The organism is Sphingopyxis sp. Geo25 (assembly GCF_949769135.1).
Taxonomy (GTDB): Bacteria; Pseudomonadota; Alphaproteobacteria; order Sphingomonadales; family Sphingomonadaceae; genus Sphingopyxis.
Genome location: NZ_CATKOZ010000001.1, coordinates 522,976 through 536,569 on the forward strand (window position 1 = coordinate 522,976; position 13,594 = coordinate 536,569).

At 65.3% G+C, this 13,594-nt stretch carries 15 protein-coding genes; 8 read left to right on the top strand and 7 right to left on the bottom strand.

The genetic code is table 11. From position 1 onward, the window contains the following. Positions 1 to 86: 86 nt before the first annotated feature. Together QOL68_RS02640 and QOL68_RS02645 are read right to left on the bottom strand one after the other, a co-directional pair. Positions 87 to 833: a LytR/AlgR family response regulator transcription factor gene (locus QOL68_RS02640; protein ID WP_204993264.1), complete on the bottom strand. Its 747-nt coding sequence runs from the start codon at positions 831 to 833 to the stop codon at positions 87 to 89. Further along, positions 830 to 1,924 (bottom strand): sensor histidine kinase, encoded by a 1,095-nt coding sequence (locus tag QOL68_RS02645; protein WP_282946689.1) that lies wholly within the window; start codon positions 1,922 to 1,924, stop codon positions 830 to 832. The genes QOL68_RS02640 and QOL68_RS02645 overlap by 4 nt, the downstream gene beginning before the upstream one ends. Positions 1,925 to 2,128: 204 nt before the next feature. Here QOL68_RS02645 and QOL68_RS02650 point away from each other — a divergent pair, with 204 nt between their 5' ends. Beyond that, positions 2,129 to 3,097: a retroviral-like aspartic protease family protein gene (locus QOL68_RS02650; protein WP_282946691.1), complete on the top strand. Its 969-nt coding sequence runs from the start codon at positions 2,129 to 2,131 to the stop codon at positions 3,095 to 3,097. Between the two features lie 191 nt (positions 3,098 to 3,288). Here QOL68_RS02650 and QOL68_RS02655 read toward each other — a convergent pair whose 3' ends face one another. From QOL68_RS02655 to QOL68_RS02665, 3 genes are all read right to left on the bottom strand, one after another. Then, on the bottom strand, positions 3,289 to 4,518 hold the full coding sequence (locus QOL68_RS02655) for an acetyl-CoA C-acetyltransferase (protein WP_204993261.1): 1,230 nt from the start codon (positions 4,516 to 4,518) through the stop codon (positions 3,289 to 3,291). A gap of 26 nt (positions 4,519 to 4,544) precedes the next feature. Next, the gene (locus tag QOL68_RS02660) at positions 4,545 to 5,444 is read right to left on the bottom strand and encodes an SDR family NAD(P)-dependent oxidoreductase (RefSeq protein WP_282946693.1); all 900 of its coding nucleotides are present in this window, start codon (positions 5,442 to 5,444) and stop codon (positions 4,545 to 4,547) included. 202 nt (positions 5,445 to 5,646) lie between these two features. Then, a complete protein-coding gene (locus tag QOL68_RS02665; RefSeq protein ID WP_282946695.1) occupies positions 5,647 to 6,861 on the bottom strand; it encodes a TetR/AcrR family transcriptional regulator in 1,215 nt (404 codons plus the stop codon). A gap of 282 nt (positions 6,862 to 7,143) precedes the next feature. Here QOL68_RS02665 and QOL68_RS02670 point away from each other — a divergent pair, with 282 nt between their 5' ends. The 6 genes from QOL68_RS02670 to rplA all read left to right on the top strand — a co-directional run bounded on the left by QOL68_RS02670 (position 7,144) and on the right by rplA (position 10,692). After that, positions 7,144 to 7,464, top strand: a complete 321-nt coding sequence (locus QOL68_RS02670) for a DMT family transporter (protein WP_204993258.1) — start codon at positions 7,144 to 7,146, stop codon at positions 7,462 to 7,464. Positions 7,465 to 7,669: 205 nt separating this feature from the next. Then, positions 7,670 to 7,867, top strand: coding sequence for a preprotein translocase subunit SecE (gene secE / locus QOL68_RS02675; RefSeq protein ID WP_058454700.1), 198 nt, complete (start codon positions 7,670 to 7,672; stop codon positions 7,865 to 7,867). Positions 7,868 to 7,898: 31 nt separating this feature from the next. Next, a complete protein-coding gene (gene nusG, locus QOL68_RS02680; RefSeq protein ID WP_058454563.1) occupies positions 7,899 to 8,435 on the top strand; it encodes a transcription termination/antitermination protein NusG in 537 nt (178 codons plus the stop codon). Positions 8,436 to 8,475: 40 nt separating this feature from the next. Further along, on the top strand, positions 8,476 to 9,402 hold the full coding sequence (locus QOL68_RS02685; protein ID WP_282946700.1) for an acyl-CoA thioesterase: 927 nt from the start codon (positions 8,476 to 8,478) through the stop codon (positions 9,400 to 9,402). A gap of 155 nt (positions 9,403 to 9,557) precedes the next feature. Continuing rightward, complete coding sequence (rplK, locus tag QOL68_RS02690) at positions 9,558 to 9,989, top strand: 50S ribosomal protein L11 (protein WP_215355133.1); 432 nt, start codon at positions 9,558 to 9,560, stop codon at positions 9,987 to 9,989. Positions 9,990 to 9,993: 4 nt separating this feature from the next. Next, positions 9,994 to 10,692, top strand: a complete 699-nt coding sequence (gene rplA / locus QOL68_RS02695) for a 50S ribosomal protein L1 (protein ID WP_058454561.1) — start codon at positions 9,994 to 9,996, stop codon at positions 10,690 to 10,692. Between the two features lie 97 nt (positions 10,693 to 10,789). Here the strand turns inward: rplA and QOL68_RS02700 are convergent, their stop codons facing one another. Next, a complete protein-coding gene (locus QOL68_RS02700) occupies positions 10,790 to 11,134 on the bottom strand; it encodes an arsenate reductase family protein (RefSeq protein ID WP_282946703.1) in 345 nt (114 codons plus the stop codon). A 197-nt stretch (positions 11,135 to 11,331) separates the two neighbouring features. Between QOL68_RS02700 and QOL68_RS02705 the strand changes: the two genes are divergently transcribed. After that, a complete protein-coding gene (locus QOL68_RS02705; RefSeq protein ID WP_282946705.1) occupies positions 11,332 to 12,060 on the top strand; it encodes a murein L,D-transpeptidase catalytic domain family protein in 729 nt (242 codons plus the stop codon). A 40-nt stretch (positions 12,061 to 12,100) separates the two neighbouring features. On the opposite strand, the gene QOL68_RS02710 is transcribed toward QOL68_RS02705, so the two are convergent. Then, positions 12,101 to 13,471 (bottom strand): L,D-transpeptidase family protein, encoded by a 1,371-nt coding sequence (locus QOL68_RS02710; RefSeq protein ID WP_058454558.1) that lies wholly within the window; start codon positions 13,469 to 13,471, stop codon positions 12,101 to 12,103. Positions 13,472 to 13,594 lie beyond the last annotated feature (123 nt).

Genomic DNA, 13,594 nt, shown 5'->3' on the forward strand with positions numbered 1-13,594 from the left:
GGGCGTTGATTGCCGGCGCCGTCGATCCCGTTTGACCCTTTGCCTCATGGTCGGGCGGTCCAAGACGGATGAGATCGGTCAAGGGGTCAAGGCAAGCCCAGTCGTTCGAGCACCGCTTTCACATAGGTCGGGCCGACCTGTACGACTGCGCCATCCTCCATCTCCAAAGAGATCAAGCCCTTGCCGAGCCGCCGTACCGCTTTCACCAGCGCGGGACGGATGAAGGTCGAGCGGTGGACGCGCATCAATTGCTGCGGATCGAGGAGCTGTTCGAGCGCGCCCATCGAGATGCGATGGATGTGGCTGCGCGTCGCGGTGTGAAACAGCACATAGTCGCGCGCCGCCTCGACCCATTCGATTTGCGCGACGGGCAGGCGCAGATTGCCGCTCGCGGTCTGAACCCAGATCGCGTCGTTGTGCGTCTCGTGCGGCGGCGCGGTTGCCAGCCGCTCGGCGGCATCGCGCATCGCGTGGCGCCGGCGTGCGCGCTCGACCGCTTGGCGCAGCCGGTCGAAGCGGACGGGCTTGAGCAGATAATCCGCCGCCTCGACCTCAAAGGCATCGGGCGCATATTGTTCGAAAGCGGTGACGAAGACGATCTCCGGGCGCGGGGCGACGACCAGGTCGGCGGCGACACGAATCCCGCTTTTCTTCGGCATCGAGATATCGAGCATGACCAGGTCGGGACGCAGTTCGGCGATCCGCGCCTCGGCTTCCTCGCCCGTCGCGGCGGTGCCCACGACCTCGGCGCCGTCGATATCGCCGAACAGCGTTTCGAGCCGGCGGAGCGCCAGCGGCTCGTCGTCGACGAGCAGGACACGGAGCGCGCTCACGCCGCCACTCCCTCGTCGCTCCGTTCGAGCGGCAGGCGCGCGATCGCAAGGAAGCCGCGGTCGCGCGTCCGCGTCTCGAGCGTGCCCTTGGCGCCATAGTGCGTGTCGAGCCGCTGCCGGACGTTCGCGATACCGAGCCCGGTGCCGGGGCGCGCGTCCTGTTCGAGGCCCGCGCCGTCGTCCTCGACCGCGATGACCAGGGTGTCGCCGTCGCGCGAGGCTTCGACCTTGATCGTCACGGGCTCCGCCGAAGGCGCCAGCGCATATTTGATCGCATTCTCGATCAGCGGCTGGAGCAGAAAGCCCGGCACCAGCGCGCCGTTGAGCGCAGGCGGGCAGGTGAATTCGACCGCGAGCCGATCGCCGAAGCGGACGCTCTCGATCTCCAGATAATGCTGCAGCGTCGCCAACTCGTCCTCGAGCGGCAGCAGCGCGTCGGGCTCTGAGGACAGGGTCGCGCGCAGAAATTCGGACAGTTTGGCAAGCATTGCGTCGGCCGCGCCATAATCGCGCGTGACGATCAGCGACGAGATGGCGTTGAGCGTGTTGAACAGGAAATGGGGGTTGAGCTGGTAGCGCAGCGCGGCAAGGCTGGCGGCGCTCGCCGCCGCTTCTGCTCGGCTTGCCGCCTCGCGCGCGGCGGCGAGTTCGAGTTCGCGCTCGCGGGCAAGCTTGTTCGCTTCGATCACGGTGAACGCCGCGCCCAGCAGCGCGAATTGCCAGACGAGGGCGATGAAGTTGTTCGTGGCGCGCAAGGCAAAGGGGGCGATCTTCTGCGTGGATACGACGAGCCGTCCGATCCATTCGCCGGTCGCGGCGTCGATCAGGGCCAGGGTCGCCGACGCCAGGATGACCGCAGCGCCCATCGCGGCCAGCCGGACGACCATGTTGCCGCGGCGCGTCCTGCGCACCGCCCAATAGACGCCGCCCGAAAGCAGGACGCCCATCACGCAAATGTTGATCACCGACACCGTGACGTAGAGGCTGGCACCGCTGAAAACATGATAGGGGATCAGATACAGCACCCCGGACAGCGTCCAGGTCGCGATGACCAATGCGATGGTCTGGCGATGTTCGGGTCTCAGCGGCATTGCGATTCCTTTGTGTAATGCGCGCCAAGCATAAGGGAAGCCTGCGCCGCGGGCGTCCTTCCCCGTCGCGCCGGCGTCGGTCTTCGTCGCACGAAATCGGGTCGGGCGACCCGCGATCCGGGTTCGTAGCAGAAGGATGGAGCCGATATGCCGGGCCCGATAGCCGGCCTCCATTCGCGGCATTCCGCCGCCAGGAGACAGACTGTGGCAAATCGTTACCGCACCGGGCTGATCGCCCTCGGGCTGCTCGGCACCCTGATCGTCGCCGAGGGACGCACCAACGCGTCCGAGCCTGTCGCTGCGACGCCCGCAGCCGCTGCTTTCCAGCCGCTCGAGATGCTGCCGTCGGGCCATCCGGTGGTTCGGGTCGCGGTCGACGGGTCTGCGCCAAGGCGTTTCGTCATCGACACCGCGGCAAGCGAGACCACGATCCTGCCGAAACTTCGCGCGGCGATGGTGGGGCTCGTCGTCAAGCCGTCGGACGAGCCGCTCGACGGCGCGGCGGGGCGGTCGGAGGTCGAGACCGCGACGGTGGGTCTGCTGGAGGTCGCCGGTTTCGGCTTTCGCTCGCTCGAAGCGCTGGTGCTGCCGCCGGGGCCGGTCGATGGCCTGGGCGTCGACGGCATTTTGGGCGCCGACATCATCGCCGACTTCGCGGTCGAACTCGACATTCCGGCGCATCGCTGGCGCATGACGCGGTCCGCCGATGCAGCGATGCTGCGCGGGCTAACAGCATCGGTTCCCTTCACGCTCGACGAGGAACGCGCGCCGCGACTGACGATCCGGCTGAACGGCGTCGAGGTTCCGGCGGTACTCGATACCGGAGCGCGCGGGACCATCATAAACTGGGCGGCCGCGAAGGCGATCGGCCTGACCCCCGATACGCCCGGACTGGTCAAGGGAACCGATGTCAGGGGAGCGACCGCCCACGCGACGCCGAGCGTCAAGGCGAAACTCGCCCGCCTGTCGATCGATACCGCCGAAATGCGCGATCGCGACATCCGCATCGCCGACCTGCCGGTGTTCAAGGTGCTCGGCTTCGAGGCCGACCAGCCCGCGGTGATCTTGGGCATCGACATGTTCGCCGACCGGCGCTTCGTCATCGATCATCCGGGGCTCCGCCTGCATGTCTCGCCGCCGGCGGACCCTGCTTCCGGACCGAAGCAACCCTGATGGAGCAGGGGCGGGCCGGTGCTGCGAACGCCCGCCGATAAGCCCGCCCAAAAAGAAGGCGCGCGGTACGGGATACCGCGCGCCCAGTTCGTGCCCAACGTGCCCCGTTGGATTTCCCGCGACGCCCATCGCGGGGCAAGGAGCACGGTCCGACCCGGGAGAGAGGGTGTGCCGGACCGCGCAATGCCTCGTTAAATGCGTTCGATGATCGTGACCGGCGCCATGCCGCCGCCGGTGCACATGGTGGCAAGCCCGGTATTGAGATCGCGGCGCTCCATCTCGTCGAGCAAAGTGCCGAGGATGATCGCGCCGGTCGCGCCGATCGGGTGGCCGAGCGCGATCGCGCCGCCGTTGACGTTGACCTTCGCCGGATCGACGTCGAGGTCGCGCATGAACTTCAGCGGCACGACCGCGAAGGCTTCGTTGATCTCGATCAGGTCGATGTCGCCGATCTCCATACCCGCCTGTTTCAGCGCCTTGCGCGTGGCGGGGACGGGCGCGTTGAGCATCAGTTCGGGGCTGTCGCCCGCCGAGCTGAGGTGACGGATGCGTGCGCGCGGCTTCAGCCCATGCGCCTTTGCATAGTCTGGCGATGCGATCACGACCGCCGCGGCACCGTCGACAACGCCCGACGAGTTGCCCGCGTGGTGGATGTGGTTGATCTCGACCTCGGGGTACGTCGCACGGACAAGCTGCGCATAGGTCGTTCCCGCCGCGTCAAGCGGGCGCTCCATGAAGCCGGGAAACGCGGCCGCCAGCGACGACAGGCCTTCCATCGTCGTCGAGGGGCGCGGATATTCGTCATGATCGAGCGCGAGGCGGCCGTCGACATGGTGGACGGGCACGACCGACCTGGCGAAGCGGCCGTCCTTGATCGCCTCGTCGGCGCGGCGCTGGCTTTCGAGGCCGAGCGCGTCCGCCTCTTCGCGCGTGAAGCCTTCGAGCGTCGCGATCAGGTCGGCGCAGATACCCTGGTGCGGCTGCGGGTGTCGGCGGCGCAGATCTTCATTCCCGGCGTCGACGAACGGGCTGCGGTCGGTGGTGCTGATGAAGGACATCGATTCGACGCCGCCCGCCATCGTCAGGTTCATCATTCCCGACATCACGCCCATCGCCGCGACATTGACAGAGGTAAGCCCCGAGCCACAGAACCGGTCGATCGTAAAGCCGGGCGCAGCCGGGCCGAAGCCCGCGTCGAGTGCGGCCATGCGCGCGATGCACGATCCCTGCTTGCCGAATTGCGAACCGCAGCCCGCGATCACTTCGTCGATATCGTCGGGGTCGATGTCATTCCGCGCCGCGAGCGCTCGCAACACTGTCGACAACAGGCGCTGCGGATGGACTTCGGTCAGCGAGCCCTTGCCGATCTTGCCGCCGCCGCGTGGGGTGCGGGCGGCGTCGATGATCCATGCTTCGGTCATGCAAATATCCTTTCGAAAAGAAGAGCTCAGGCGGCCGCGCCGGCCATGGCCTTGGCGAACACGCCGCGCAGCTGACCGCCGCCATTCTCGGGCACCGCCTCGTCGGTGCGATCTGCGATTTCGGCAAAGCGCGCGGCGACGAGTTCGGGGGTCGGCGCTTCGTCATAGATACCCTTGGTCAGCGTGATGTTGGCAGTCTCGAAGCCGCCGGCGCCGGCGCACAGCGTCGTACGCGTCGGCGCCCCCTCGGAGACCAGATAGACAAGTCCGGCCGCGACGGCTTCGGGCTGGAGGCGGGCCAGAATCTCTTCCGCCATCAGGTTTTCGGTCATGCGCGTCGCCGCGACGGGCGCGATGCAGTTGACCCGAATGTCGCTCTTCGCACCCTCGATCGCGAGCGTCTGCATCAGGCCGACGAGCGCCATCTTCGCCGCGCCATAATTGGCCTGGCCGAAATTCCCGTAGAGCCCCGACGAGGAGGTCGTCATGACGATGCGGCCGTAATTCTGCTCGCGCATCAGGTCCCACACCGCCTTTGAGCAGATCGCGGCGCCCATCAGATGGACGTCCATGACGAGACGAAAATCCTCGATCTCCATCTTCGCAAAGCTCTTGTCGCGAAGGACGCCTGCATTGTTGACCAGAATATCGATGCGGCCCCACCGGCCGCGCGCGGCATCGACCATCGCCTGAACGTCGGCGACGCTGGTGACCGAGGCGCCGCTCGCCATCGCCTCGCCGCCGGCGGCGCGGATCTCGTCGACGACGCGGTCGGCGGCTTCGCTCGACCGGCCCGAGCCGTCGAGCGAGCCACCGAGATCGTTGACCACCAGCTTCGCGCCCCGACGGGCAAGCTCGAGCGCATAGGCGCGGCCAAGCCCGCCACCTGCGCCGGTGATGATTGCTACCTTGCCGTCGAACCGCATCGCATCCTCATTATTTTAGGTTTCGGTATGAAATTTTCTGGTCCTAGACGCCAGCAGATCGACAAGAGTCAATTCTGATTGGCTAAGTTTGCGTATTTGGTTTCCTGTTTGGCGCGAAAAGTCGGAGCGCGGGACGGCCCCGTCCGCGGATCTGCGGATACGGCGGCCGAAAAATTTGGAGCTCGGGATGGCGGCTGGCGCGTCAGTGCGCGAGTAGCCCGGCGAAGAAGGGGCGCGTGTAGGCGGCGTCGATCGTCGTCTTGTCGAGTTCGGGCGCCCAGAGCCGGAGGTCGCCGACAGCATTGGTGATCGCGAGCAGGAGTTCGGCGCCGATATGTGCGTCGATCGGCCGGATCGAACCATCTGCGATGCCGCGGCCGATGACGAGCGCCGAGCGGTTCGAAAGGCGCCCGAATTGCTTGAGCAGCGCATCGCGTTCGGGATTCGGTATGCTGACGACGGCTTTCAGTGCGAGCAGTGGACCGGCCTCCGACATCTGGAAGTCGATCAAGGCTGCGAAGCTGGCATATATCTCGTGAAGCCCGCTACCCCCTTGCTCGTCGGCCTGCCGCTGTGCGGCGCGCATGATCGCAATCGTCCGTTCGAGGCACTGGATCACCAGGTCGTGCTTCGTCTCGACATGATGATAGAAGCTGCCCTTCGTGACCTTGAGCCGCGCCGAGATGCGCTCGACGGATGCCCCGGCATAGCCCTGATCGTTGATCAATTCGGTCGCTGCTTTGAGGAAGCGTTCGGGGCCGACGTCCGACGGCGATCCGGGCGGCGGGATTTCGAGGGGCAGGGCAGGGGCGCTTTCTCCGGCGGCAAGCGCACCGATACCGTTCCGCAATATGTCGAGGATGCCGTCGGCGATCTGGGCAAAATAGCGGCTGTCGTAACTCTCCATGATCCGCCGCGACCAGAAGAGCGCCGCGAGCAACTGATGCGTCTGCGCGGCAAGTGCGGTGGCGTCGACCGGGGCGTCGGCGGTGACAAGCAACCCCCGGAACGACCGGAAGAGGCGGACAAAGGCGGCGTTGACCTCCTCGTCCCCCAGCGCCTGCGCATCGTGGAAATGGACGATCGGCGGCGTGCGGCCCTCGCAGATATCGGCATAGAGCGCGGCATATGCCCGAAACACCGCCGCGACGCGCTGGAACGGTGTCGGCTGGGGCGCGGCCTCGCCGACAATCTGCTGGAAGCGGTCGATCGCCTGCAGGAAACATGTCGCGGCAAGCTGTTCCTTGCGCCGGAAATAATAGGCGACGCCGGTCGCGACGATGTCGAGGCGCGCCGCGACTTCCGCGAGCGTCATGCCGTGGACGCCCTTTTCGTTGATCAGTTCGACCGCGGTCTGGACAACCGCGTCGCGGCGGCGAAAGCGTCTGTCGGGTTTGGGAGAGGCGGAAGCGGTCATGGGACAGGGGCTCGATCGGGCGCAGAAAAAAATGCCGCCTTGCGGAGCGCGTAACAAAAGATGCGGCGACAATCCATCGTCCTGCCGCGGCGTTTGGCAGACGAAGCGGAGGCGCCGTTGGTTCGGCGATCGTGTGGACATCGTGGCAATCCGGTCGCCGGTCGCTATATGGAGGGCGCCGACGGGCTCCTGCCGGTTCGCCAAAGGGGCCACGTCCCCGCCCGCCCTGCGGCGGGTTTCAGGTCCGGGACGGCCCGGCAGTCTTTTCAAAGGAGGCTGCCCATGCCGTGGGTCTATCTTGTCATCGCCGGGCTGTTCGAGGTGGTGTGGGCTTTTTCCATGAAACAGTCGGATGGCTTCACGCGCCTCGGCCCGACGATTGTCACCATCGCCGCAATGATCGCGAGTTTCGCGCTGCTTTCGCTGTCGATGAAGTCACTGCCGCTCGGTACCGCCTACACCATCTGGACCGGGATCGGTGCGGTCGGGGCATTTCTGGTCGGGATCGCGATGCTGGGCGAGGCCGCGAGTGCGATGCGCATCGTCGCGGCGCTGCTGATCGTCACAGGGCTGGTGCTGATGAAAATTGGCACGCCGGCGTGACGCCGCGATCTGCCGCTATCGCTTGCCATCGTCCGGACGCGCGGCTAAAGGCGCTTCATTCGGACAGATGCGCCGTTTTCCTTCCGCCTTTCGCCGACATGCTCGGGGAGGGTGGGCGGACTATTGCCCGAAGCACGGTTGACGTGCGGGGGACGGCAACCCATCTGGCCCGGAACATTGACGCATGAAGGACAGGACGATCGATATGGCGAGGCCCAAGATTGGCGAATTCGTCAACCAGGTGAAAACCGAAGCCACGAAGATCGTGTGGCCGACGAGCCGCGAGACGGTGCAGACGACGATCATGGTGCTGATCATGACGACGATCCTGTCGCTGTTCTTCTTCGGCGTCGATTCGGTATTCAAGCTGATCGTCGGCTGGCTGACGTCGCTCGCGCGCTAAGCGCGAATCCAGGGATTAAGGAACAACCATAATGGCGCGCTGGTACATCATTCACGCCTATTCGGGCTTCGAGAACAAGGTTCGCGATTCGGTGATCGCCGAAGCCGAACGCATGGGGCTGACCCAGCTCGTCGAGGCGGTCGAGGTGCCCGTCGAAACAGTCACCGAGGTCAAGCGCGGCAAGAAGGTTCAGGCCGAGCGGAAATTCTTCCCCGGCTATGTCCTCGCCAAGCTGACGATGACCGACGACGTCTATCACCTTGTCAAGAACACGCCGAAGGTTACCGGCTTCCTGGGGTCGTCGGGCAAGCCGCAGGCGATCAGCGAGGCTGAGGCCGCGCGCATCCTGAACAGCAAGGAAGAGGCCGCGGCGCGTCCCAAGACCGAAATCCGCGTCGATTATGAGATCGGCGATCAGGTCAAGGTGCTCGAAGGTCCGTTCGCGAGCTTCAACGGCGTTGTCGAGGAACTCGATTTCGACAAGGCGCGCGTCAAGGTCAGCGTGTCGATCTTCGGCCGCGCGACCCCCGTCGAGCTCGATTTCGAGCAGGTCGAACGCATGAAGTGATGGCTTCGGCCATCGCTCTCCGAAAAGATTGGACCGCCGTATGAGTCTGACTCCTTCAGAGATTCAGGCTCGTGCCGATCGTGCGCGCGCCATCCACGCCGCGGTCGACCGGGAGCGCGTCGTCCGCCGCGTCACCAAGCTCTTCGATCTCGAAGCGGCTGAAGAGCCCGACGAATTTACCTTCCCTGCCTTCACCAAGCCTATGCGCCAGCGGATCTTCGGCGGGCAGGTGATCGCGCAGGCGATGGTTGCTGCGGCGCGAACGGTCGACGCGGGGAAGGGCGTGCATTCGCTCCATGCCTATTTCCTGCGCGGGGGCGACGAGGCGAAGCCGCTCCATTTCCGCGTCCACCGCGATTTCGACGGACGCAGTTTCGCGAACCGCCGCGTCGTCGTGCGCCAGGACGGCAAGGTGATCTTCAACCTCACGGCATCCTTCCAGGCGCCCGAGCAGGGGCTGTCGCACCAGGCGCCGATGCCCGATCTGCTGCCGCCCGACCAATGCCGCGACTTCGGCGATGTGATAGCCGCCGATCCGCTGATCGACGACGCGCGGCTCGAACAGATGGCCACCAACCATCCGTTCGACGTGCGCAGCTTTCGCCCGCCCGCGGGCACGGCCTCGACGATGCATTATGAATGGTTCCGCATCGCGGCGCCGGTCGGCGACGACCCGCTGACGCATCGCGCGCTGCTCGCTTACGCATCGGACATGGGCCTCTTGTCGTCGGCGATGGTGCCGCACGGCCTGACCTGGACGCAGCCGGGGCTGTTTTCGACCAGCCTCGATCATGCGATGTGGTTCCACGACGACATCCGCGTCGACGACTGGTTCGTCTATGTCATGGACAGCGACTGGACCGGTGGCAGCCGCGGGATCAACCGCGGGCTCATCTATCGTAAGGACGGCACCCTGATCGCTTCGGCGGTTCAGGAAGGGCTGATCCGCCTCGTTCCGCCCGCATAAGGCTTGTTTTCTGCGGCGTTTGCGCTTATGGGCGCCGCTTCGCGTCAGATAAGGGCGTGATTCCGCGCGGGAGGAAGGGGTGATGCCCTTCTGCTTGACCGCTTATTTTGAGCCCCGGATTCCGGTCGGGGGCGACAGAAAGAAAGGAGGCCATCATGGCCAAGAAGATTAGCGGCTACATCAAGCTGCAGGTGCCCGCCGGTACCGCAAACCCCTCGCCGCCGCTTGGGCCGGCGCTCGGTCAGCGCGGCGTGAACATCATGGAATTCTGCAAGGCGTTCAACGCCGCGACCGATGGCCTCGAAAAGGGTCAGCCGACCCCGACGATCATCACTGTCTATGCCGACAAGAGCTTCTCGTTCGTCACCAAGACGCCGCCGGCGACTTACCTGATCAAGAAGGCCGCAAACCTGAAGTCGGGCTCGAAGGAACCCGGCAAGATCAGCGGGGGCAAGATCGCCCGTTCGAAGCTGACCGAAATCGCCGAGATCAAGATGAAGGATCTCAACGCGAACGATCTGGAACAGGCAACGAAGATCATTGAGGGCAGCGCGCGCTCGATGGGCCTCGAAGTGACGGAGGGCTGAACCCATGGCTAAGCTGACCAAGAAGCAGAAGGCCCTCGAGGGCAAGGTCGACGCGCTGAAGCTGCACGGCGTCGACGAAGCGATCAAGACGGTGCGCGAGTTGGCCTCGGCCAAGTTCGACGAAACGCTGGAAATCGCGATGAACCTGGGTGTCGATCCGCGTCACGCCGACCAGATGGTCCGCGGCGTCGTCACGCTGCCCGCCGGTACCGGCAAGGACGTCAAGGTTGCCGTGTTCGCGCGCGGCGACAACGCCGACAAGGCGCTGGCCGCCGGCGCCGACAAGGTCGGTGCCGAAGACCTGATGGAAGACATGCTCGCGGGTAACCTCGACTATGGCCGAGTCATCGCCACGCCGGACATGATGGGCATCGTCGGCCGTCTCGGCAAGACGCTGGGCCCGAAGGGCCTCATGCCGAACCCCAAGCTCGGCACCGTCACCCCGAACGTCGCCGAAGCGGTCAAGGCAGCCAAGGGCGGCCAGATCGAATTCCGCGTCGAAAAGGTCGGCATCATCCACGCGGGCATCGGCAAGCTGTCGTTCGGCGAGGAAAAGCTCCGCCAGAACTTCGACGCCTTCGTCGACGCGATCGTCAAGGCCAAGCCGGCCGGCGCGAAGGGCAAATATGTCCGTAAGATAGCGCTTTCGTCATCGATGGGCCCCGGCATCAAGGTCGATACGGCCGACGTGACCGGCGCCTGATCGAGCGCACAGGATACAGCGAAGGGCCGGGGGAAACCCCGGCCCTTTTCTTATGGACGTTGCCGTTTCGGGGCGATGCGGGTCGCCCGGGGAATCGTCAGAGAATCTCGCGGACCAGATCTTGCGGGCGGCAAAAGCGCACGCCCTTGTCGGTCTCGACGAACGGGCGGTTCACATAGGCGGGATTTTCGACCATCGCGGCGATGATCGCCTCCTCGCCCGCGTCGCCTAGCCCGCGTTCCTCGGCATCGGTGCCGCGCAAGCGCAGCGCCTCGCGTGCCGTCATGCCCGCGTCCCTGAACAGCTGGCGCAGCTTGTCCGCGGTGTAGGGCGTCTTCAGATATTGGACGATCTCGACCTCGATACCGGGGGTCTCTTCCAGAATCGCCAGCGTCTTGCGCGAGGTGCCGCAGGCGGGGTTGTGCCAGATCGTCGCTTTCATGCGGCGTTCCCTAACGAGAGTGTAACGGAGCGTAAACCGGCTATTCATGGCGATTATGGCACATTTTCCCGCATGAAGAGGCTCGACCGTCTTGCCTTTGCCGCCGGGAACCCGATCTATGTCGGATCGAGGGACCGCCAATAGGCGGCCAATGCGGGGTTGTGGTTCAAGTGAATGAGTTGATCGATCGCAGGGCAATGCTGGCAATGGCCGGTGCAGGCGCGTTCGCGGCGACGTCGGCGCGCGCCGCGCAGTTGCCCGACTGGCTTACCCAGCCGCGTCCGCCGGTGCCGGTGCCGGTTCAGGCGCCGGTCGACTATCTCGCCGTCGCGAAAAAGCAGCTCGCGCTGCAATCGCGCGCCATTCCGCAGACCGACCGCGTCGGCATCGTCGATTTCGGCCTGCCCTCGTCGCGGCCGCGCTTCGCACTCGTCGACATGGTGAAGGGCAAGGTCGAGATGTTCCCGGTCACCCACGGCCGCGGTTCGGACCCGCAGCACGATGGCTGGCTCAAGCGCTTCTCGAACGCGCCGGGCAGCCTTGCCTCGTCGCGCGGCGCCTATCGCACCAGCGACTATTATTGGGGCGCCAATGGATCGTCGATGCGGCTCGCCGGGCTGGAGCCCGACAACAGCAACGCCGACATGCGCGCGATCGTCATTCACGGCGCCTGGTATGCCGACCCGTCGCTCATCGCGACGCAAGGCAAGCTGGGGCGCAGCGAGGGCTGTTTCGTGTTCGGCGAGGATCTGTTGCCCGAGGTGCTCTACAAGCTCGGCCCCGGCCGCCTGCTGTTCGCCGACAAGCTGAGCGTGCCGCCGCCGGCGCCGGCGTTCGAAATGCCGCCGCGCGAACCGCTGCCGGGCGAGGACAAGCTGATCCGCACCGGCGCGAGCAGCGGGACGATTCCCAAGACCGCAGATTGACCAGGTCCGTCCCTGCGTTCGCAATGACGGGAACAGTGTCTCAGTAAATTCCCCCGTTGCCGGGCTTATTGACCTGCGTGGTCGTCATCGGCGCGGTCGGGACCACTGCGGGCGGGTTCGGCGAGATCAGCACCGCGGCGGCGCGGCCGGGCTTGGCGAAGCTTGTCACTACCGGCGCGTCGCGGCCATAGATGTCGGCCAGCTTGGCGATGCCGTTCCCGGCCGCGTTCGGGACCACGGTCCAATAAGCGACATAGACCGGGAAGGGGTCTTCGAAGCTGAACTTCGTCGTCTTGCCGCTCGCGATCGCCTCGCCGAACTCCTCGGGGCTCTTGCCGGCGAAATAGACCGCCATCAGCCCCGAGAAATGCAGCGCGCGCTCGGTGCGGATGCAGCCGTGGCTGAAGGCGCGCGCGGCGGAAGCGAAGGCACCCTTCGACGGCGTATCGTGCAGGTAGATGGCGTGCGGATTGAGCATCTCCATCTTCATCACGCCCAGCGCATTGTTGGCGCCGGGCTGTTGCACGACCGACAGCGTCTTGCCGCTCCCTGTCCATGTATAGCCCTGCGCGCGCGCCGTGGCGGGGCTCCGCGCGATCGTGGCGCCAATGCCCTCGGCGATGATGCTCTTCGGCAGCGTCCATGTCGGGTTGACGATGATCCCCGTCGCCATCGGGTTGAGCTGCGGCGTCGGCGTCGTCGGTTTGCCGACGACGGCCTTGTGCGTCGCGATGATCGTGCCGCCATGGACGACGCGGGTCAGATATTCGGGGACGTTGCTGACGACATAGCGGTCGCCGAGGTCGCGCGGCATCCAGCGCCAGCGTTCCATGTTGACGCGGATCGCATTGGCGTCGCCAGGCGATTTTGCACTCTTGAGCGCCGCCTTCAGAACCGCGAAATTGGGATGCACGGGGTCGAGGCCCGCAAGCGAGCGCGACACCGAATTCGAATTGAGCGCCGAGGTCAGCAAAGGGATCAGCGGCGTGGCCTGCGCATCGCTGTCGGTCATGAACCACTGCTTGCGCGCGGCATTGGGCGTGCGGCCGTCGCGCAGATGCGTCGCGAGCAGCAGGAAGCTGTCGGTTGCGACCTTGTCGAGCTGGATCTGGTTCTTCGCGAGGATCGCCTGCGCGAGGCCGTCGGGGTTATAGTCCTGCGGGAACAGTCCCTCGCTGCCGACCTTTTCGATGAAGCTCAAAAGCTCGGTCGCATTGGCTTCGGACCAGCTCGGCAGATTGGCTTCGGTCACGGTTTCGACGACCGGCGCGTCGTCGGTCACCTTGTCGGGTTGCAGGACGACCGAATCCTCCTTGACGCCGGTCTGCGCAAAAACCGGCGTTGCAAAAAGGGTCAGGGGAAAGACAAGTGCCGCCGACCGGCGCAGCGAAAGGGGGGAATTTTTAGCCATGGTCAAAGCCCATAGCCAAAAACCATCCCTAGTGAAAGTGAGCGGCGGCACAGGTCGGCGCATCCGAAATATCCTCACCCCGCACTGGATCCGGGGTCCGTGCAGCGCCGCACGAATGGATAC